At 73.4% G+C, this 18,690-nt stretch carries 19 protein-coding genes; 9 read left to right on the top strand and 10 right to left on the bottom strand.

All coding sequences use genetic code 11. The features are described from left to right. Nucleotides 1-4 precede the first annotated feature (4 nt). Both ABT118_RS29545 and ABT118_RS29540 read left to right on the top strand, forming a co-directional pair. Nucleotides 5-1,213 (top strand): cytochrome P450 family protein, encoded by a 1,209-nt coding sequence (locus tag ABT118_RS29545; RefSeq protein WP_350675490.1) that lies wholly within the window; start codon nucleotides 5-7, stop codon nucleotides 1,211-1,213. Nucleotides 1,214-1,279: 66 nt separating this feature from the next. Continuing rightward, complete coding sequence (locus ABT118_RS29540; RefSeq protein ID WP_350675488.1) at nucleotides 1,280-2,050, top strand: crotonase/enoyl-CoA hydratase family protein; 771 nt, start codon at nucleotides 1,280-1,282, stop codon at nucleotides 2,048-2,050. Between the two features lie 84 nt (nucleotides 2,051-2,134). On the opposite strand, the gene ABT118_RS29535 is transcribed toward ABT118_RS29540, so the two are convergent. Further along, the gene (locus tag ABT118_RS29535; protein WP_350675486.1) at nucleotides 2,135-2,719 is read right to left on the bottom strand and encodes an RICIN domain-containing protein; all 585 of its coding nucleotides are present in this window, start codon (nucleotides 2,717-2,719) and stop codon (nucleotides 2,135-2,137) included. Between the two features lie 240 nt (nucleotides 2,720-2,959). Between ABT118_RS29535 and ABT118_RS29530 the strand changes: the two genes are divergently transcribed. Continuing rightward, nucleotides 2,960-3,841 carry a hypothetical protein gene (locus tag ABT118_RS29530; RefSeq protein ID WP_350675484.1) on the top strand — a complete coding sequence of 294 codons (882 nt, stop codon included), beginning with the start codon at nucleotides 2,960-2,962 and terminating at the stop codon, nucleotides 3,839-3,841. A gap of 52 nt (nucleotides 3,842-3,893) precedes the next feature. Here ABT118_RS29530 and ABT118_RS29525 read toward each other — a convergent pair whose 3' ends face one another. Together ABT118_RS29525 and ABT118_RS29520 are read right to left on the bottom strand one after the other, a co-directional pair. After that, complete coding sequence (locus ABT118_RS29525) at nucleotides 3,894-4,952, bottom strand: CU044_5270 family protein (RefSeq protein WP_350675482.1); 1,059 nt, start codon at nucleotides 4,950-4,952, stop codon at nucleotides 3,894-3,896. Next, nucleotides 4,949-5,578, bottom strand: coding sequence for an RNA polymerase sigma factor (locus ABT118_RS29520; protein WP_350675480.1), 630 nt, complete (start codon nucleotides 5,576-5,578; stop codon nucleotides 4,949-4,951). The genes ABT118_RS29525 and ABT118_RS29520 overlap by 4 nt, the downstream gene beginning before the upstream one ends. A 255-nt stretch (nucleotides 5,579-5,833) precedes the next feature. On the opposite strand from ABT118_RS29520, the gene ABT118_RS29515 reads away from it, so the two are divergent. Further along, on the top strand, nucleotides 5,834-7,642 hold the full coding sequence (locus ABT118_RS29515; protein WP_350675477.1) for a DUF8189 domain-containing protein: 1,809 nt from the start codon (nucleotides 5,834-5,836) through the stop codon (nucleotides 7,640-7,642). A 12-nt stretch (nucleotides 7,643-7,654) separates the two neighbouring features. Here the strand turns inward: ABT118_RS29515 and ABT118_RS29510 are convergent, their stop codons facing one another. The 4 genes from ABT118_RS29510 to ABT118_RS29495 form a co-directional block, all read right to left on the bottom strand. Then, a complete protein-coding gene (locus ABT118_RS29510) occupies nucleotides 7,655-9,970 on the bottom strand; it encodes a protein kinase domain-containing protein (RefSeq protein WP_350675474.1) in 2,316 nt (771 codons plus the stop codon). Then, nucleotides 9,970-10,665 carry a hypothetical protein gene (locus ABT118_RS29505; RefSeq protein ID WP_350675472.1) on the bottom strand — a complete coding sequence of 232 codons (696 nt, stop codon included), beginning with the start codon at nucleotides 10,663-10,665 and terminating at the stop codon, nucleotides 9,970-9,972. Before ABT118_RS29505 ends, ABT118_RS29510 begins: the two co-directional genes overlap by 1 nt. 93 nt (nucleotides 10,666-10,758) lie before the next feature. Continuing rightward, nucleotides 10,759-11,085, bottom strand: coding sequence for a nuclear transport factor 2 family protein (locus ABT118_RS29500; RefSeq protein WP_350675470.1), 327 nt, complete (start codon nucleotides 11,083-11,085; stop codon nucleotides 10,759-10,761). A gap of 56 nt (nucleotides 11,086-11,141) precedes the next feature. Then, nucleotides 11,142-11,720, bottom strand: a complete 579-nt coding sequence (locus ABT118_RS29495; protein WP_350675468.1) for a TetR/AcrR family transcriptional regulator — start codon at nucleotides 11,718-11,720, stop codon at nucleotides 11,142-11,144. Between the two features lie 76 nt (nucleotides 11,721-11,796). Here ABT118_RS29495 and ABT118_RS29490 point away from each other — a divergent pair, with 76 nt between their 5' ends. After that, nucleotides 11,797-12,141 carry a rhodanese-like domain-containing protein gene (locus tag ABT118_RS29490; RefSeq protein WP_350675466.1) on the top strand — a complete coding sequence of 115 codons (345 nt, stop codon included), beginning with the start codon at nucleotides 11,797-11,799 and terminating at the stop codon, nucleotides 12,139-12,141. 11 nt (nucleotides 12,142-12,152) lie between these two features. On the opposite strand, the gene ABT118_RS29485 is transcribed toward ABT118_RS29490, so the two are convergent. Next, nucleotides 12,153-13,001: a helix-turn-helix transcriptional regulator gene (locus ABT118_RS29485; protein ID WP_350675464.1), complete on the bottom strand. Its 849-nt coding sequence runs from the start codon at nucleotides 12,999-13,001 to the stop codon at nucleotides 12,153-12,155. 140 nt (nucleotides 13,002-13,141) lie between these two features. On the opposite strand from ABT118_RS29485, the gene ABT118_RS29480 reads away from it, so the two are divergent. Both ABT118_RS29480 and ABT118_RS29475 read left to right on the top strand, forming a co-directional pair. Further along, nucleotides 13,142-13,921: an NAD(P)H-dependent oxidoreductase gene (locus ABT118_RS29480; RefSeq protein ID WP_350675461.1), complete on the top strand. Its 780-nt coding sequence runs from the start codon at nucleotides 13,142-13,144 to the stop codon at nucleotides 13,919-13,921. 137 nt (nucleotides 13,922-14,058) lie between these two features. Further along, on the top strand, nucleotides 14,059-14,403 hold the full coding sequence (locus ABT118_RS29475; protein ID WP_350675458.1) for a RidA family protein: 345 nt from the start codon (nucleotides 14,059-14,061) through the stop codon (nucleotides 14,401-14,403). 63 nt (nucleotides 14,404-14,466) lie between these two features. Here ABT118_RS29475 and ABT118_RS29470 read toward each other — a convergent pair whose 3' ends face one another. Further along, on the bottom strand, nucleotides 14,467-15,192 hold the full coding sequence (locus tag ABT118_RS29470; protein WP_350675456.1) for a Mut7-C RNAse domain-containing protein: 726 nt from the start codon (nucleotides 15,190-15,192) through the stop codon (nucleotides 14,467-14,469). A 211-nt stretch (nucleotides 15,193-15,403) separates the two neighbouring features. On the opposite strand from ABT118_RS29470, the gene ABT118_RS29465 reads away from it, so the two are divergent. Next, nucleotides 15,404-16,333 carry an ADP-ribosylglycohydrolase family protein gene (locus tag ABT118_RS29465; protein ID WP_350675453.1) on the top strand — a complete coding sequence of 310 codons (930 nt, stop codon included), beginning with the start codon at nucleotides 15,404-15,406 and terminating at the stop codon, nucleotides 16,331-16,333. A gap of 65 nt (nucleotides 16,334-16,398) precedes the next feature. On the opposite strand, the gene ABT118_RS29460 is transcribed toward ABT118_RS29465, so the two are convergent. Continuing rightward, on the bottom strand, nucleotides 16,399-17,985 hold the full coding sequence (locus ABT118_RS29460; RefSeq protein ID WP_350675451.1) for an FAD-dependent monooxygenase: 1,587 nt from the start codon (nucleotides 17,983-17,985) through the stop codon (nucleotides 16,399-16,401). Nucleotides 17,986-18,040: 55 nt separating this feature from the next. Here ABT118_RS29460 and ABT118_RS29455 point away from each other — a divergent pair. Next, nucleotides 18,041-18,690: TetR/AcrR family transcriptional regulator C-terminal domain-containing protein (locus tag ABT118_RS29455; RefSeq protein WP_350675449.1), on the top strand; the 650-nt coding region annotated here is incomplete at its 3' end.

The raw sequence follows: 18,690 nt of genomic DNA, 5'->3' as shown, positions 1-18,690 counted from the left end.
TACCGTGTCTTCCCCTGCCCTACCCTCCCCGCCCCCTGCCCTGCTGGCCGCACGGGTGCGGGACCCCTACCCGTACTTCGCCTGGCTGCGCCGGAATGCACCCCTCCACGCCGACCGCAGGCCCGGCCGGCCCACGGTCTGGCAGGTCTCCCGGTACGCGGATGTCCGGGCGCTGCTGACCGACAACCGGCTGAGCAAGGACCCGGGCCGGGTGTCCGGCTACGTCGCGGGGCCCGCCGGATTGAACCGGCACCTGGTCCACGCCGATCCTCCTGACCACACCCGCCTGCGGACCCTGGTGAACACCGCGTTCATCCCCCGGCGGATCGCCCAGCTGGAACCCTTCATCGCCGAGACCGCCGGCCGACTGCTGGACCGGCTCGACCACCACACCCACGTGGACGTGATCGCGGACTTCGCGGCGCCGCTGACCTTCCGCATGATCTGCGCGGTCCTCGGCATCCCCCCGGAACTGGACCACCCGGAGACCCGGGACACCCTGATGGCCACCATCGCCCCCACCCCCGGCCGTGACCCGGCCCGGGTGGACGAGGCCCTGCACGCGCTGCTGGACACCCTGATCAGCGGCAAACGCACCGGCTCCGCCCCCGGCGGCACCGACCTGCTGGGTGCCCTCGTACGCGCCGGCGACCGGAGCGGGGCGATGAGCGAGGAGGAGCTGCGCTCCACCGCCTACCTCCTCCTGCTGGTGGGACACGACACCACCATGAACCTGATCGGAAACGGCACCCTCGCCCTGCTCCACCACCCCGACCAGGCCGCCCTGCTCACCGCACCGGACCCCGCCCCGCACCTGGCCGCCACCGCCGTCGAGGAACTCCTGCGCTACGACTCACCGGTGCGCGACGCCACCTTCCGCTGCGCCGCAGAAACGATCACTCTCCACGGACGGACGATCGAGCGGGGCGACATCGTCAGCCTGCTGATCGGCTCCGCCAACCGGGACGAGGCCGCCTTCGCCGACGCGGACCGCCTCGACCTGACCCGCACACCCAACGACCACCTCGCCTTCGGCTACGGGCCCCATTTCTGCATCGGCGCCGCCCTGGCCCGGCTCGAGGGCACCCTCGCCCTCCCCCTGCTGCTCAGGCGTCTGGGTCCGGTCGCCCTGGCCAAGCCGGCCGACGAACTGCCCTGGCGCCCGGCCCGGGTGATGCGGGGGCTGGCCGCGCTGCCCGTCGTCCGCCTCTGACCGACCGCCCGGGCCGTCCGCAGCGCCCGCCCGCGAGGCCCGCCCACCCCACCAGGAGGACCCCTGATGGACAGTCACCACCCCGTCCAGGTCACCGAGCCGCGCCCCGGTGTCCTGCTCATCACCCTCGACCGGCCGCACGTCCGCAACGCCGTCGACCAGTCTCTGGCCGACGCCGTGAGCGCCGCCCTGACACGGCTGGAGACCGACCCCCGCCTGAACGTCGGTGTCCTCACCGGTGCCGGCGGCCACTTCTGCTCCGGCATGGACCTCAAGGCCTTCCCCACCGAAGGCGTGCCCGTCGTCGCCGACCGCGGGCTGGCCGGCCTGACCCGGGCCCGGCTGCGCAAGCCGCTCATCGCCTGCGTCGAGGGCGCGGCCGTGGCCGGCGGTTTCGAACTGGCCCTCGCCTGCGACCTGATCGTCGCCTCCGACACCGCGTTCTTCGCCCTGCCCGAGGTCGCCCGCGGACTGATCGCCGCCGAAGGCGGAGCCGTCCGCCTGCCCGGCCGCATCCCCTACCACGTGGCCATGGAGATGCTCCTGACCGCGGCGCCGCTGTCCGCGCCGGACGCGGCCCGGTACGGACTGGTCAACCGGCTCACCCCCGAAGGCCAGGCCCTCGACGCCGCCCTCGCCCTCGCCGACCGGGTCCAGGTCCCCTCCCGCGAGGCCGTCCACGTCACCAAGCAGATCGTCCAGGACACCCGCGGCCTCGACGACCACACCGCCTACACCGTCCAGGACCCCCTGAGCGCCCCGGTCTTCACGACCGCCAACGCCTCCGAAGGCGCCCACGCCTTCACCGAGAAACGGGCACCGGCCTGGCGCGGGTAGGAACGCCGTGGACCGCCGACCCGGGCAGCACCCCGCCCCACCCGTCCGAGCACGGGTGGGGCGGGGCCGGGGGTCGACGGCGGGTCAGCCGAAGATCCAGCGCTGGTTGGCCCAGCCGTTGCGGTCCCACAGCTGCACCTTGGTGCCGTCGCGGGGGATGGTGTTGGCGTCCGCGTCCAGGACGCGGGCGTTCTTCTTGGTCTGCAGGGTGGTGCCGTTCCAGAGCCAGATCTGGTTGTCCCAGCCGTTGCAGTCCCACAACTGCACCTTGGTGCCGTTGCCGTTGATGGTGTTGAGGTCCGCGTCCAGGCAGCGGTAGTTCTTCTCGGTCTGGATCGTGTAGTAGCCGACCGGCTGGCCCGCCACCGGCGTCCAGATCCAGGTCTGGTTGGACCAGCCGTTGCAGCCCCAGAGCTGGACCTTGGTGCCGTTGCCGCCGATGGTGTTGAGGTCCGCGTCCAGGCACTGGCCGCCGTTGCCGTTGCTGAGGTGGGTGGTGCGGTAGCTGGTGGTGGTCAGGGACGGCCCGGCCGCGCTGCCCACCGCGGGCGGCGTGGCGCCGGCCGCCTGGAGGGACTGGGCGCCCTGGGCGGTGGCGCCGGCCACGAGGGCCAGTGAGAGGGCGCTCACACCGGTCGCGATACCGAGACCGATCCGGAGTCTGGTCATCTGTGCCTCACTTCGTCTGTCGCGCTGTCGTTCACCTGCGGTCACCTCGGGCGCGTCCGCCGGTCGGTGTCCCTCCACGCTAGGAGTGGGCCACCCGGGCCCGCATGAGGCAGCGGTCCTGTACCGGTCCCGGGACATGACGGTCCGTCACCGAACCGAAAACCGCCCGGCGCGCCCGCGCGGCACGTAATGTCGTGTCCCTGACTACACGTCAGTTCGACCGGTCGCTGAGGGGGGACCATGACGTACACGCTGCCCGGACCGCTCGTTCCGGCAGAGACACTGACAGGCGCGACCTGGCCACAGGCCGATGAGGACAACGTCTTCGCCTACGCACGCGGTCTCCAGACCTTCGTCACGGATGTCAGCGGAACACAGCGGGCCGCCGACCAGGCCGTCCTCGACCTGGGCCAGGGCTATCACGGCGGCTCGTACGACGCGATGGTGCAGTTCTGCTCCCGGACCACCGAGTACGTCAGCGCCGCGGTGGACGTGGCGGCCGCCCAGATGGCGGTGGCGCTCGACGGAGCCGCACAGACCGTGTACGCGGCCAAGGCGACCATGGCCCAGGTACTGCTGGACCTGACCAAGTTCATACTGGTCGGAACGATCACGCTGAGGCCCGATGTCGACGGTGCGGTTCTGTACTCGGCCCGGACCGAGATCGATACGCTCTTCGCCAAGGCCGAGCAGGGACTCCTGAAGCTGGACGGCGCGGCCCAGGCCCTGGAGACCGCCGCCGCACCCTCGGCGGGAGACTCCCCGACCGGCACCGGCCCGGCGGGCGCCACCGGCGGCGTCGGCAGCAGCTTCGGGGCCGACCCCGGCTACCTGACCGACTGCGCCAACAGGTTCCGCCGCTTCGCCGACGACGTCGCCAACTCCCGGGCCGCCTTCAACGATTCGGTCGCCGGCCTGCCCACCGGGCCGGGCGGAGTACCGCTGGCCCCGGCCATCGACGCCGCCGAGGGCCGGGCCAACTTCTCCGTCAACCTGATCGCGGCGACCGTCACGGCGCTCTACCAGCAGACCGCCGACCGCCTGGAGCAGGTGGTGGCCAACCTCTCCGAGACCGAACAGCACCACACCAAGTCGTTCGGGCGCCTGGCCGGCCAGCTGTAGCAGCAGCTGCGCCCCGGGGGTGACGTCGGCCCCGGGGCGCAGCTGCGTACGGTCAGGTCCGGGCGACCGCCCCCGGGCGCAGCCCGACCGCGTCGACGACGGCGCGCCTGGTCACGGCGTTGTTGGCCGTCACCGTACCGGCCTTCACGCCTTTGCCCTCGGTGACCTGGACGCTGCGCTCGCCGAGGAACGCGTAGCTGGACCCGTCGAAGATCAGCTCGCTGCGGGTGCCGGTGGTCGGGTCGGTCCGGGCGATCGCGATGCCGGGGCGGCCGGCCGCGTCGGCCGCGCTGTCCACCAGCACCACCCCGGGGATCTTCGCGGCGGCCCGGTAGAGCGCGGCGGCCAGCTTCCCCGGGACGGCCTGCTCCCGGATCAGGTCCCCGATGGTGACGAAGGCCTCCTGGTCGGGGCCCGTACCCTGCCCCGCCGTACCGGCGTAGATCTGCTGCAGCAGTTCCTGCGGGTCGGTCGGCAGGCCCTTCAGGAACACCAACGACGGTGCACTCCAGGCCCCTTCGCCGCCCTTGAGCTCCTGGCCCTCGGCCGGGGTCTTGCCGTCCTCCACCAGTCGGCCGTCCCGGCCGTCGGCGGCGAGCCACACCAGCCGGGTGTGCGGCTTGTCGACCCAGGTCTTCGAGCTGCTCTTCTCCAGGTCGACCGTGCTGGACAGGTTGGAGACGGTGCTCTCGATGTAGAGGTACTGGCCCGGCTTCGGGTCCAGGTCCGGCGCGGCCGCGGCGGCCAGCGAGATCCGCTCGACGGTGGACGCGAGCTGGGCGGTCTGCCCGCCGGCCACCTGGACCACGGGTGCCGGGATCCGGTCGCCGAACGTGCCGGTCTGCTCGGCGCCGGTGAGCGCGGCGACGGCGACGGTCGCGGCCAGCGCGAGGGCGGCCGCCCCGGCCGGGACGGCGATCAGCAGCCGCCGCCTGCGGGCGGGGGCCGATCGCGGGGCGGTCTCGGGGGTGGTCCGGGTGATCTCGGACATCAGGTACTCCTCCATGAGGTGCTGCCGGGCGGAGGAGAGGGCGGGTGCCCCGGCGGGCGGGAGCAGCTGTGCCGACTCCGCCTCGATGGGGGGCTGGTGACTGCTGACGGGGCCGGTCATCCGATCCACTCCTGATCCGCTCGGGCCGCAACGGCGCGGCTACCCAGTTGTTGTCCGACCGCCCGCAGGGGTTCCCGGGGGATTCTCCGACGGCGCGTCAGTTCCTTCTCGGCCAGGGCGCGCAGGCGCGTGCGCGCCCGCGAGAGCCGCGAGCGCACGGTGCCCACCGGGACGCCCAGGGCCTCGGCCGCCTCCGGGTAGCTCAGCCCGGCCCAGACGCAGAGGGCGAACACCTCCCGCTCCCCGCGCCGCAGTTGCTCCAGCGCGGCCTTGGCGGCCCGCAGCTGCTCCTGGTCCGCGAGCCGGCCCACCAGTTCGTCGGCGAAGTCCGCGACCGGCTCGGCCGCCGGCATCCGGGCCAGCGCCTCGGCGTGCCGGCGTGCCGCCCTGGCCCGGTTGCGCAGCACGTTGACCGTGATCCCCATCAGCCACGGCCGGGGCGTGGCCGCCTCGTCCCGGAGCTTGGCCCTGATCCGCCAGGCCTCCAGGAACACCACCGCCATCACGTCCTCGGCCGCTCCGGGGTCGCCCGTCACCCGGACCGCGTGCCGGTACACCACCTGGGCGTGCTGCTGGAACAGCTCGCGGAAGGCGCCGGGGTCACCGGCCCTGATCCGTTCGTGCATCGAATAGTCCACACCCGGTGCTTGTCCGGCCCGCCCCGGCAGTTCCCGTGACGGGCATCACATCCGCAGCCGTCGACAGGCGGGGCCCAGCGGCGCCTCGCCACCCTAGCCGTGGCCGCTCGGGACGGATGCGGACTCCCGCCCGTCCTACGTGTACGTAAACAGTCAGTTTCTCGCCACTTTTGATCAGTGACAGCCCTGTTCTGGCCGGGAATAGACAGAGGGGGGCCAATCTCCTTGTACGGAGGTCACAGCGTGAATGCCTTGCACATGCAGGTGGTGGCGCACGAGGACGACGAGATTCTGTTCATGAACCCGGATCTGGCGGCCTCGGTGACCACCGGGGTCCCGACGGTCACGGTGTTCCTCAGCGCCGGCGACATCACGGGCGATCCTTGCCCGAACATCTGTCACGACGTCCCGGGCCAGCCGATCCGGGCCCGCAGCAGACAGCTCGGCGTGATGAACGCCTACGCCCTGATGGCGGGAGTCGGCGACGGCAGCCTGGGCACCGACGAGACGTCCCACTGGACCGGCGAGGTGTGGACGCTCGGGGGCCATCAGGTCGAGCGGTACATCCTCAACGAGGGCCCGGTCCACCTGGTCTTCGTCAACCTGCACGACGGCGCGCTCGCCGCCATCCACGACAACGCCCTGGCCGACACCACAGTGGTGCCGCTGGACAGTCCGCTGCCCGGCCCCTCGGTCTACACCGCCGCCGACGTCGTCGACCTGCTCCGGCTGGTGATGGCCGACTACCAGCCGACCGTGCTCCGGACCCAGGACCGGTTCCCGGACCAGCGCTACGCGCAGGACCACCCCGACCACGTGGCCGCCGCCCGGTTCGCGGCGGAGGCCGCGGCCGCGTACGGCGGCGAGCTGATCCAGGTGGACTACCGGGACTACAACATCGCCGACTGCCCGGGGAACCTCGACCCGGCGGCCACCACCGCCAAGGGCGGGGTGTACGCGGAGTACGCGACCCACGACCACTCGGTCGGCAACTACGATCCGGCCTGGTTCTCCCGGCAGTACTACCGCTGGTCCCGCGGCACCGGCTGGGCCGGGCTGAACCAGGACGGGCGGCCGCAGGTGTTCCTGGTCCGCAAGGGCGCCCCGTACACGTACTGGCGCGGGACGGGCGGGACCTGGTTCGGCCCGCAGCAACTGGCCTCCCCGGGCGGTCCGCTGGCGCCCGCCTTCTCGGTCGGGATGAACCAGAACGGACGGATGGAGCTGTTCGGGCGGCGGCTCAACGACCACCACATCGTCTCGCTGGCCCAGAACACGGCGAACGGCGGCTGGGGGGCGGTGTGGACCGATCACGGCAACCCCAACACGGGGACCGGGTTCGAGGCCCAGGTCGGGACGCCGGTGGTGGCGAGCAACCTGGACGGCCGGCTGCAGTTCTTCCTCAAGAACGCCGGCGGCGGCGTCAGCACCAGGTGGCAGACCGCGCCGAACGGGCCCTGGACCGGGGCCTGGGGCGACATGGGCGGCAGCGACCTGCAGGACCCGGTGACGGTGGTCCGCAACGGCCAGGGCCGGCTCGAGGTGTTCGCCAGCACCAGGACCAGCGTCCTCGCCTGGTGGCAGACCAGCCCCAGCGGCAGCTTCGCCGGCCCGGGAGCGCTGCCGAACACCCAGCCGGCCAGCCCGCCCAAGGCGGCCCTGCACCAGGACGGCCGGATCCAGCTCGCCTACCGGAAGATCGGCACCGGCTCGATGATGACCACCAGTCAGCTCCAGGTCGGCGGGTCCTGGAGCCAGACGCCGGTGGACATCGGCGGCGACAGCGGCGTCGGCGAGCCGGCCGCCGTGACGGCCGCCGGCAAGGTGGTGCTGTTCGAGCGCAACGGCGGCACCGGCGTCAGCCGGGTCATGCAGACCGCGCCCAACGGCTCGTTCGGGGCCTGGGCCGACCTCGGCCACTCGGTCCTGGACTACCCGGCGGCGGTGGTCGACGGCGCCGGCCTGCTCCACGTGTTCGCCATCGGTGCCGACGCCCAGGTCTACTTCCGCACCGGGACGGGCACCGGCGGCGCCTGGCAGGGGCCGCTCTGAGCCCGGCCCGGGTCAGCCCCCTGCGGGCAGCGGATGCGCCAGGTCGCCGCCGCAGCGCTCGGCATGCTCCGGCCGGACGGCCCGGGCGCAGCGCGCGCAGAACAGCCGATGGCACGATCCGCAGACGGACATCCGCCCGACCCGGCCCGGCGCCTGGCACTGCGCGCAGTACCGGGCGCTCCGGTCCGTCGTACCGGTCCCGGGCCGGCTCAGGTCCACCAGCGCCAGCACCGCGGCCGAGGCGTGCGCCCGGCCGGGGCCGCGCACCCACCGCTCGGCGGCGACCAGGTCGAGCCCGACCAGCGGGTCCGCCGGCCGGCCTGCCGCCGACCACAGCTCGGCCCGGTGCTCCAGGCGCGCGGTCAGGCTCCGCTCCGCCGGGTCCAGGCCGAGGGCGACGACCTCGAACGCGGCCCGGTCCCGGTGGTGGAGCGGCAGCCGGACGGTCGGCCGGGTCAGCGCGACGGCGGCGCACCGGCGGGCGTGGTCGACCTCGCCGTGCCGGAACGCGGCCTCGACCAGGTAGCGCAGCTGCTGGATCGAGGACGTGCTGCTGATCGTGCTGAAGTGCTCGCGCAGCGCGGGCCATTCGGGCCCGGCCCGGAGCCGGCCGCGCCGGCCCGCCGCGACCTGGCAGATCAGGGCGAGGACGTCGACGCGCAGGTCGCGGAGCCGCTCCAGCGTCGCGTCGAGCGCGTCGTAGTCGGCCGCCTCCAGCAGGTCCACGGCCGACATGATCAGCCAGCGCAGCGCCACCGCCTGGTCCCCGGTCCGGGCGCCCACCAGCGCCACCCTCGCCGCGGTGCCGTGGTCGCCGTTCACCACGTACTGGAGCCGCATCGCGGCCAGGGCCGACGAGGCCGACGGGTCGGCCGCGTACGCCCGCCGGACGTAGGGCAGCGCCCGGTCCGACGCGTCGAGGGTGAGCCAGGCCTGGGCCAGGATCGCGGTGTCCGCCTCCGACCCGAACTCGCCGATCGACTCCCAGGCCTCGGCCACCTGCCGGAGCCGGGCCAGGTCCTCCACCGCTCCGGTCTCCTCCACCAGTTCGACCAGCGCGGTGGCCAGGTGCCGGACGAAGTCCAGCGCGGCCTGCCGGGGCAGCAGGTCGGTGCCCGGCTCCGAACGGACCGGCCTGCCATTGAGTTCCACCGTGATGGCACCCTCGCCGGCCAGTGGGAGCGCCGGTGCGCCGGGCAGTCGGCGGAACGCCTGCCACACCGACGCCGGGTCCGCCGGATCGCCGAGGACCCCGGAGCTCAGCTCCACCAGGCGCACCAGTGCGGCCGTGCTGTGCAGCTCGTAGAGGCGCGTGCACTCCGGCAGCCGGGCGGCCCAGCCGAACGAGGCGCTCACGAAGTGGGCGGGCGGTCCCGAGGACTCCCGGGCGGCCCAGGGCCGCGCGAACGGCGGCATCGAGACGAGCGGGTAGCGGACGGTAGCCGTGGCGGCGGGAGCGCCCAGGTGGGACCACCGGTGGTCGCCGAACCCAACCTGCCGTTCGTACCCGGCGACGATCTGCGCGGCGGTCGGTCGGTCGCCCGGATCGACCGCGACGGCCCGGTCGACCAGCTCCGCCAGCCACCGCCAACCGGTCGGCAGCGGGCCGGTGCGGTCGAAGCAGTCCCGCATGGTCAGGCCCCAGGCCCAGACGTCCATCGCCGGTGCCGCCGGGGCGCCCGCGAGCTGCTCCGGCGCGGCGTACTCCGGCGTCATCCGCCAGCTCGTCGCCCCGCCCGCCGGGGACACCAGCTCCAGGTCCGAGAGCCAGGTGTGCCACCTGGCCTCCCCCGCTCCCAGGCCGTCGTCGCCGTGGTGGAACAGCAGGTTGTCGGGCTTGACGTCGCCGTGGACCAGGCCCTCCAGGTGCAGTCGTTCGAGCGCCGCGATCAGCGCGAGGCCGTGGAACGCGGCTTCGGCGGGCTCCGGCTGACCGGCCGTCAGCAGATCGCGCAGGCTCCCGCCCTGGCAGTAGGGCATGCAGAGGTAGGTGATCGGCCCGCCGGCGGTGGGACTCAGCGTCTCCTCCAGCGGCACGATGCCGGCGAAGCCGAAGCGCAGCATCAGCAACGCCTCCCCCTCCCGGGCCGCCAGCGCGGCCGGGCCGGGCCGGTACCCCTTGAGCACCAGCAGCCCGCCGTCCTGGCGGCGCCCCACCAGGACGGTGGCGTGCGGGCCCTCGATCTGCCGGACGATCGCGTAGTGGCCCACGGCGCCCTGGGCCCCGGCCCCGGCCAGCTCTGCCGCGGCCCGCAGGGCGTCGGCGAAGTACGGCCGGGCGAACGGGTCGGTGAACCGGTCGCCGTCACGGCACCTCAGCAGGCGCATCAGGCTGCCCCGCCGCCGAGTTGGAGCACCGCGTAGGCCCGGCACACCTCGGACCAGCCGTGCCGGTGCAGGGTCAGGGTCCGCTCCAGCAGCGCGCCCAGCTCCTGCCCCAACTCCCCGTCCAGGGCGCGGTAGAGGTGGTCCAGGACGGCGGTGCCCGAGGTGCGCCAGGGGCCGCTCTCCTCGTCGGTCCCCAACTCCCCGGTCGGGAAGTACCCGAGCACGGCCTCCGCGAACGCCCGCTCGGCGGCCGCGACCGGCACCCGTTCGAGCACCTCGGCCGTCGCCCTGACCCGGACCCGGACCGGCTCGTAGACCAGCCGCAGGTGCCGCAACTGCCCGGCCACCGAACGTACTTGCCCGGCGAAGCCGGGTGAGCCCTGCTCCCACGCGGCCGGTGCCTGCGCCCGGACGGCCTCGAACATCACCAGGTAGTCGCGGTGCACCGCCTCCAGGTCGGCCAGCAGCTGCTCCAGCGCCCTGCGCCGGAGGCTACCGGCCGGGGTCGCGAGCACGCCCGGCAGCGCCGCCGCGGCCTCGGCCGCCGACCGCGCGCCCGCCTCGGCGCCCAGGTGGAGGTGCACGCCGCCGTGGACGGTGCCGGCCTGGATGCTCGGCCCCACCACCACGACATCCGAGAGCGAGTTCCGCACCTCCGGCCGCGGTCCGGCGGCCTCCCCGAGCCCAGATCCCATCCCCCACCGCCACCTTCGTCACGCGCACCGTCGGCCCCGTGACCGGAGACGATAGCAACTCCGCTCCCGCTGGCCGGAGTTCGGCCCCTTCGGTCAGCCGAGGAAGTCGACCCGGTCGATCAGGCCGTCGCGGACCCGGTAGGCGACCAGCACCCGGATCGGCTCGTCCCCGATGCCATGGGCGATCTCGTGGTCCACCACCCAGTCGCCCTCGGTGAGCCGCCCGGTGATCTCGGCCCGGCAGCGGCCCCGGGCGAACATGTCGGCGTACGCCTCCCGCACGGCGTCCCGCCCGAGCAGTTGGTCACCGCCGCGGCGGTTGATCAGGACGTCGGGGGCGTACGTCGCCGCGAAGGCTTCGAGGTCATGGCTGTTGTAGGCGGCGAGCTGGCGCTCGACCACGGTCTCCGGAGTGCTCATCGGTTGATCATGCCCAGGCCGCGCTCCCCCGTCCAGCGCGAACCGGGCCGGTGCACCTAACCACCGGCCGCACGGGCCAGGCGGAGCAGGCCGGCCCGCATCCGCTCCTCGCCGAGCTCCGGCAGCAGCGCGGCCACGTGCTCGGCCGCCAGTGCGGCGAGCAGGGCGTGGGCGGTGTGGTCGGGGTCGGGCGTACCGGCCAGCTGGATCGCGACGTGGCGGTGCCAGAACCGGTAGGCCCCGATCCGGTACCGGGCACCGGGGGTGGCGGTCTCGGACATCCGGACCAGGGCCAGGTGCTCCAGCAGGTAGTCGAGGTAGGCGTCGACGAACGCGGCCAGCCGCGCGTCGGCCGGGGCCCCGGGGCCGAGCGGGGGCGGCCCGTGCAGGATCGCCTCCTGCAGCACGCGCTCGCGGGCGTCCAGCAGCGCGGCGGCCAGCCCGGACTTGTCGCCGAAGCGGCGGAACAGGGTGCCCTTGCCGACCCCGGCGGCCGCCGCCACCTGGTCCATCGACACCGCCTCGACCCCGCGTTCGGCGAACAGCCGGGCGGCCGCCTCCAGCACCGCGGCCCGGTTGCGGGTCGCGTCCGCGCGCTCCTTGGGCGGCGGTGTGCGCAGGAGTTCCAACGGCATTGCAGAACCGGACTGCAGTCCGTTACTGTCGTGAGTCATAACAGGACTGTAGTCCGATTCTCTTGGAGGCAGTGCAATGACCGCACTCATCACCCGCGACGAACTGGCAGCGGCGATCGAGGCCGAGGCCGTCACCGTCCTCGACGCACTCGGCGGCGAGTACTACGCCCAGCAGCACCTGCCCGGCGCCCTGGCGCTGGTCCCGGCCGAGGTGGAGGCCCGGGCGGCCGCCCTGCTGCCGGACCTCGACGCCGCGATCGTCACCTACTGCTCCAACCCGGCCTGCCCCAACAGCGGCCAGGTCGCCGACCGGCTCACCGCCCTCGGCTACACCGACGTCCGCAAGTACCGCGAGGGCATCCAGGACTGGACCGAGGCCGGCCTGCCGACCGAATCCGGCCTTCCCGTCGAATCCGCCTGACCGCACGCTCCCTACTCGTGGGCCTGGGCCTTCACCGCGGGCTGCACGCCGCTGCCGCCCGCGCCCAGGCCCGCGAGCAGGCGCAGCCCGTCCTCGGCCGGGCTGCCGGGCGCCGCGGACAGCACGATCAGCTCCATCCCGGAGTCGTCCGACAGGGCGAAGTTCTCCTGGTGCAGCTCCAGCGGCCCGACCAGCGGGTGCCGGTAGAGCTTCCGCCCATGGGTGCGGGCGCGCACGTCCGCGCGGGCCCAGAGGCGGCGGAAGCGCTCGCTTCCCATCGCCAACTCCCCGATGACGGAAGCCAGTCGGGCGTCGTCGGGGTACTTTCCCGCCGCCAGCCGCAGGTGCCCGACCACGTCCAGGGTGCAGCTCTCCCGGTCCGCGTAGAGGCCGCGCTCGGTCTCCTCCAGGAAGAGGTGCCGGGCGATGTTCAGGCCCGCCGCCGGTCGGCCGTAGAGCAGGTCGGCCAGGTGGTTCCCGGCCAGCACGTCCAGGCGGTGGTTCATGATCAGCGCCGGGGCGTCGGTCACCAGGCCGAGCACGCGCAGCAGTTCGGGCCTGACCTTCCCGCTCGGCGCCTTCGCCCGGTGGCGGCGCTGCCGGGCCAGCCGTCCCACATGGCACCGTTCGGTCTCGTCCAGGCCGAGCACGCGGGCCAGCGCGTCGAGCACCTGCTCGGAGGGCTGGGTCGCCCGGCCCTGCTCCAGCCGCACGTAGTAGTCGACGCTCACGCCCGAGAGGTGCGCGACCTCCTCGCGGCGCAGCCCTTCGACCCGGCGGCGGGTGTCGGTGGGGATGCCGACCGTCGCCGGGTCGACCCGGGAGCGCCGGGTCCGCAGGAAGCCTGCAAGATCGTCCATCCCCCGAGTATGACCCCGCGCGGCGCTTCTGAGGGTGGCCCTGCCGTTACCAGGAAGTCCCGTCCTACGGAAGCGGCGCCCCTGAACAACTGCCGCCGCGGCTCCCAGAATCGGAGCATCCGAACCGAAGGAGAGTTCCCGTGAAGACGCTGATCGTCCACGCCCACCCGGAGCCGCAGTCCCTCAACAGCTCGCTCAAGGACCTCGCGGTCACCACCCTGGAGGCCGCCGGGCACGAGGTACGGGTGAGCGACCTGTACGCGATGGGCTGGAAGGCGACCGTGGATGCCTCGGACTACGGCGCTGCGGCGTCGAGCCCGCTGCGGATCGCCCGGGACTCGGGCCGGGCCCTCGACGCCGGGACGCTCGCCCCGGAGGTCCGCGCCGAGCAGGAGAAGCTGCTCTGGGCCGACACGGTCATCCTCCAGTTCCCGCTGTGGTGGTACAGCATGCCCGCGATCCTCAAGGGCTGGGTGGACCGGGTGTTCAGCTTCGGCTTCGCCTACGGCGTCGGCGAGCACAGCGACACCAAGTACGGCGAGCGCTTCGGCGAGGGCACCCTGGCGGGTCGGCGGGCCTTGCTGTCGGTGACCGTCGGCGGCCCGGAGGCGCAGTACTCCGCCCGCGGGATCAACGGCCCGATCGACGACCTGCTGTTCCCGATCCAGCACGGCATCCTCTACTACCCGGGCCTCGACGTGCTGCCGCCGTTCGTGCTGTACAGCACCGACCGGCTCACCGAGGAGGCCTACCCGGACGTCGCCAAGGCCTGGCAGGAGCGCCTGCTCACCCTGGACTCGACCGAACCGATCGCCTTCCGGCGGCAGAACTTCGGCGACTACGAGATCCCCTCGCTCCAGCTGAAGGACGGTCTGGAGCCCGCCGGCCGCACCGGTTTCGGCCTGCACGTCCGCGGCTGACCCCCGACCTGCGCCGACCTGTACCGCCCGCTCCGCCCGCTCCGACGGCCCGTTGGACAGCCCGTGGACAGCTCGGACGGCGGACGGTCGGCGCAGGTACCATCGGCGCCGCCAAACGATCTACAGGAGGCCCACCCATGATCCAGAGAATCGACACCGGTGCGCGGATGAGCGAAGCCGTGGTCCACAACGGCACCGTCTACCTGGCCGGCCAGGTGGCCGGCGACCTCACCGAGGGCGTCGAGGGGCAGACCCGGCAGATCCTGGCGAGCATCGACCGCCTGCTCGGCGAGGCCGGCAGCGACAAGACCAAGGTGCTGCGGGCGGAGATCTTCCTCGCCGAGATCAAGGACTTCGCCGAGATGAACCTGGCCTGGGACAGCTGGGTCCCCGCCGGTGCCGCGCCGGCCCGCGCGACCGTCCAGGCCTCGCTCTACCGTCCCGAGGTGCTGGTCGAGATCGTGGTCACCGCCGCCGTCTGACCCCGTCGGCCCGCCCCGCACCGCGCTGGGGCGGGCCCTCGCAGTGCGGTCCCATTGGGTAATTCACGCCCCGCCGAACTCGGCCACCGCCGCCGCCACGATCTCGCTCAGTTGGGAGTGGTGCGCGCCGCGCCAGTACACCTGCCCGCAGTCCCCGCACTTCGCGAAGACGTCGTACGCCCGCTCGGTCCCGTCCTCGATCTGCGCCAGGATCTCGGTCTTGTCCGCCTCGTGCAGCACCCCGTTGCAGGCCGTGCACCTGGTCCACGGCGCCAGCGGGGGTGCGAACCGCGAGAGCACGTCCCGGAGTTGGTCGGCCGGGCGGTGGCTGTACACGTACGCCCCCGCCCACAGCTCCCGCCGGTGCAGCAGGCCCCGGTCGCGGGAGAGCAGCACCCGCTGCTCGGCGGCCGAGCGCTTCGCCAGCGCCGGGTCGCCGATGTCCACGCTCTCGTACGCGGCGTCGATCCCGAGCAGCCGCAGCCGACGCGCCAGCGTCCCGAGGTGCACATCGAGCAGGAACCGGGCCGGGCCGGCGAGTTGCTGCGGCCGGACTACCGCCCCGACCGAGATCTGCTCCCCGTCAACCGGCACATGACCAGCTGTCAGCACCCTGTCATCAGTCAGCAGACTCCCGACCTCGGTGAGCGGCACCCCGAGCGACTCCACCACGTGCCCGAGCGTCGAACTGCCGTCGGTCAGCACGGCCGTCCGGCCCTCCCGCCGCCGCGCGCCGACGAAGAGGTGCAGCTCGGGCGCGAAGTCGATCCAGATCTCAGGCTTGTCCACACCAGCAGCATGCCAGCCACCTCCTCCCCCACCGGCGCGGCCCCCTCCACTGGCGAGGTGCGGTTCCGTGCTCGTGCGAGGGCCGCTGCGGCGGCGTGCGGGTGGTGATCGAGTTGACGGTGCGTCGGTTCCGCTGCGAGAACCGGGCCTGCCCGCTGACACACGGAACAGCGCCGCGCGGCTGACGGGACGGCACGGATAACCTGCGCGAATGAAGCGGATACAGCGGGCCGCCGGCGCGGTCGTCGGTTCAGCGGTGGGTGACGCCCTGGGCGGCCCGTTCGAGTTCGGCCCCCCGGGAGCGTTCTCCGCAAGGTTTCCCGCGCCTGGTGCCGGTGGCGAGATGAGCGGAGGCGGTGGCTGGGACCCCGGCGAGGCCACTGACGACACGCAGATGGCCGTCCTGGTCGCGGAGTCCCTGCTGGAGCGGGGCGGACTGGACCTGCCGGACATCTTCGCCCGCTTCCAGCGGTGGGCAGCTTCGGAGCCCAAGGACATCGGCCTGCAGACCGAAGACGTCCTGACCAACGGCATGCCCTGGGACCTCGCCGCCGCGATCCATTTCCAGGTCAACCGGCGCGCAGCCGGAAACGGCTCCCTGATGCGGGCATCGACCTCGGCGGTCCACTTCGCGGCCGCCGGCCAGGAAGCCACCATGGACGCGGCCCGCCGCATCGCCGCCCTCACCCACGGGGACCGCGCGGCCTGGGAAGGTACCGCGATCTTCCACGAACTCATCCGCCTCACCCTGGAGGACACCGACCCCCTCACCGCGCTCCCGGACGTACTGGCCCTTGTCCACCCCGACCACCGCGACCGCTACGCCACAGTCCTCGCACCCGACTGGCACCCCGACCAGGCCACCGAGTTCAACGGTGCCGTCTGGCCCTGCCTCGGCTCCGCCGTCTGGGCCCTGCGCACCACCACCGGCTTCGAAGACGCGATACGCGCAGCGATCGACCTCGGCGGCGACACGGACACCGTCGCCGCAGTGACCGGAGGCCTCGCGGGGGCGTACTACGGGCTGGACGCAATCCCCGCCCACTGGACCCAGCCGCTCCATGTCCCCCTCCCAGGATTCGACGGAAGAGTGCTGCACCTGCAAGACCTGCTCCACCTCGCGCACCGACTCAGAGACTGAACCGGCTCTTGCTCGTCCATCGACCGATCGACCGTTCAGCCCGCCCCCGCCGCTCCGGCGTCCGGTCAGACGCTCGGGACCGCGACCGGCCTGGCCAGCACCCGGGCCAGGACGTCGGCGAGGTACCGCGCCGGGTCCGGGACCGGCGCCGGGACCCGCATCGCGACGATCGCGTCCGGTCGCACGAGCAGGGCGCCGTCGTCGGACAGCCAAGGTGCACGGACCCGGTGTGCCGGTAGGCCGACGTGCGCCGCGGCGGCCAGCCACCGATCGCCCGCGGCGCCCGCCAGCAGGGTCCACCGGGACGCGACCAGGTCGAGCGTGGAGACACCGTCGACCCAGGCGTGGGGCACCCGTGAACCCGGCGACCCGTCCAGCACCACCACCAGGTCCACCGTGGACGGGAGTTCCGGCCCCGGATCGACGACGGCGGCCGAGTCGTACCGCTGGCCGAGGTGCACGACCGGCGCCGCCCACACCCCCGCCGCCGCCCTGGCGGCGTCCGCCTCGGGTCCACGCCCCCAGTGCAGCGCCGGATCGGCGAACCGACGCACTGCCTGGTCCAGCGTCACCGCGGCGACCGGCTCGCGCTCCTGTGCGTAGGTGTCGAGCAGGCCGGCGCCTGCCTCGCCGTGGTGGACGGCCGCCAGTTTCCACGCCAGGTTGTGGGCGTCGGCGACGCCGGTGTTGAGGCCGAACGCGCCCAAGGGTGCCACGGTGTGCGCGGCGTCGCCGACCAGGAACACGCGGCCGACGGCGAAGCGGTCGGCCAGGGCGCTCCGGGGCCGCCACGGGAGCACGCTGCGCACCTCGACGTCGAGGTCGGGATCGCCGACCGCCGCCCGGACCACCGCCGCGCAGCGCTCGGGCGTGAAGTCATCGGGCTGCTCACCTCCGTCCACGTCGCAGGCGATGTGGAAGACCCAGTTCGTCTCGCCGTCCACGGTCACCAGCAGGCCGGGCGCCTCCGGCGTGGTGATGGTGCAGGTGCCGAAGGACATCCCCCGCAGATGGGGTCGGAGATCGGCACGGAACAGGATGTTGATCTTCGACTTGCCCAAGTCGCCCGCCCCGGAGGTGCCCACGCCGAGCGCGGTCCGCACGGGGCTGTGCGTGCCGTCCGCGGCCACCACGCGCGCGCAGCGCAACGAGTAGCGGCCGTCGGGCCCCTCCAGGTCGACCTCGACCCCGTCGGCGTCCTGCGCGATGCCGACCAGGCGGGTCGACCAGCGCACATCCGCTCCGCGGCGCGCCAGGTCGGCCGCCACCACGGCGTCGAGGCGGTCCTGCGCGCAGACGCCGCGCAGCCTGAACGGCGTCGGGTCCGGTTCAGCGGCGGACGGGGTCGCCATGGCCACGGTCACGACGTCACCCGCACCCATGTCGACGACGGTCCGCGCCACGGCCTTGCCTGCGGCGCCCCGGAGGTCGACTGCGGCGGCGTCCACGGCGGCGTCGAGCCCGAGTTCACGCAGGATCTCGACGGTGCGCGACCCGACGCCGGTGGCGCGCGGGTGGACCGACGGCCCGGACCGGCGTTCGACGAGCACTGCGGGGACGCCGTGGTGGGCCAGCAGCGCGGCGGTGAGCAGCCCGACGCTGCCGCCTCCGACCACGAGGACCGCCACTTCTGGATACGCTGTTTCCGTCATGGCTACACCGTATCCAGAAGCTAGAATGCCGGTCAACGAGGAAGGGAAGCACCCGATGACCGAACCCACTCCCTGGTCGGTGTGGACCAGACCCCGCCCCGAGCCGGCCCGGCGCGCCCCGGGAGTGGACCAGTACGTGGCCGCCGCGCTGGCTGTCGCCGACGCGGAGGGCCTGGCCGCGGTCTCGATGCGCCGGATCGCGAGCGATCTCGGCTCCGGGACGGCCACCCTCTACCGCTACATCACCAACCGCGACGAGTTGGTGGACCTGATGGTCGACGCGGCCCAGGGCGAGGACCCGCTCCCCGAGCCCACCCGGGACTGGCGCACCGACCTGGCCGCGGTCGCGCACGCCCAGCGCGCGACCCTGCTGCGCCACCCATGGCTGGCGGCCGAACTGGCGGGCAGGCCCTCGCTCGGCCCCAACACCTTGCGGCGGGCCGAATCCGCCCTGCTCGCCGCCGTCGCGCTCACGCCCGACATCACGCCGGCCTCACGGGCGCTCGGAGCCGTGCATGCGTACGTGCTGGGCTCGGTGGCCACCCAGCAGGCCGCCCGGCGCGCCGAGCAACGCACCGGCCTGAGCGAGGAGCAGTGGCAGCGCAGCCTCGGCCCCTACATCAGCGCCGTCCTCGCGGCGGGCGAGCACCCGATGCCGAACTCCCGGGCGACCGCCACCAGTTCGTGGATCGGCTGGAGCGTGCC

The sequence above is a fragment of the Kitasatospora sp. NPDC002040 genome (assembly GCF_040296785.1).
Taxonomy (GTDB): Bacteria; Actinomycetota; Actinomycetes; order Streptomycetales; family Streptomycetaceae; genus Kitasatospora.
The sequence above is the reverse complement of the archived record's forward strand: the minus strand, read 5'-3'. Positions and strand labels throughout refer to the sequence as shown.

Coding starts and splice junctions, on each gene's coding strand:
- ABT118_RS29540 (WP_350675488.1), top strand. CDS start 1,280: ATGGACAGTCACCACCCCGTCCAGGTCACCGAGCCGCGCCCCGGTGTC.
- ABT118_RS29535 (WP_350675486.1), bottom strand. CDS start 2,719: ATGACCAGACTCCGGATCGGTCTCGGTATCGCGACCGGTGTGAGCGCC.
- ABT118_RS29530 (WP_350675484.1), top strand. CDS start 2,960: ATGACGTACACGCTGCCCGGACCGCTCGTTCCGGCAGAGACACTGACA.
- ABT118_RS29525 (WP_350675482.1), bottom strand. CDS start 4,952: ATGACCGGCCCCGTCAGCAGTCACCAGCCCCCCATCGAGGCGGAGTCG.
- ABT118_RS29520 (WP_350675480.1), bottom strand. CDS start 5,578: ATGCACGAACGGATCAGGGCCGGTGACCCCGGCGCCTTCCGCGAGCTG.
- ABT118_RS29510 (WP_350675474.1), bottom strand. CDS start 9,970: ATGCGCCTGCTGAGGTGCCGTGACGGCGACCGGTTCACCGACCCGTTC.
- ABT118_RS29505 (WP_350675472.1), bottom strand. CDS start 10,665: ATGGGATCTGGGCTCGGGGAGGCCGCCGGACCGCGGCCGGAGGTGCGG.
- ABT118_RS29500 (WP_350675470.1), bottom strand. CDS start 11,085: ATGAGCACTCCGGAGACCGTGGTCGAGCGCCAGCTCGCCGCCTACAAC.
- ABT118_RS29495 (WP_350675468.1), bottom strand. CDS start 11,720: ATGCCGTTGGAACTCCTGCGCACACCGCCGCCCAAGGAGCGCGCGGAC.
- ABT118_RS29490 (WP_350675466.1), top strand. CDS start 11,797: ATGACCGCACTCATCACCCGCGACGAACTGGCAGCGGCGATCGAGGCC.
- ABT118_RS29485 (WP_350675464.1), bottom strand. CDS start 13,001: ATGGACGATCTTGCAGGCTTCCTGCGGACCCGGCGCTCCCGGGTCGAC.
- ABT118_RS29475 (WP_350675458.1), top strand. CDS start 14,059: ATGATCCAGAGAATCGACACCGGTGCGCGGATGAGCGAAGCCGTGGTC.
- ABT118_RS29465 (WP_350675453.1), top strand. CDS start 15,404: ATGAAGCGGATACAGCGGGCCGCCGGCGCGGTCGTCGGTTCAGCGGTG.
- ABT118_RS29460 (WP_350675451.1), bottom strand. CDS start 17,985: ATGACGGAAACAGCGTATCCAGAAGTGGCGGTCCTCGTGGTCGGAGGC.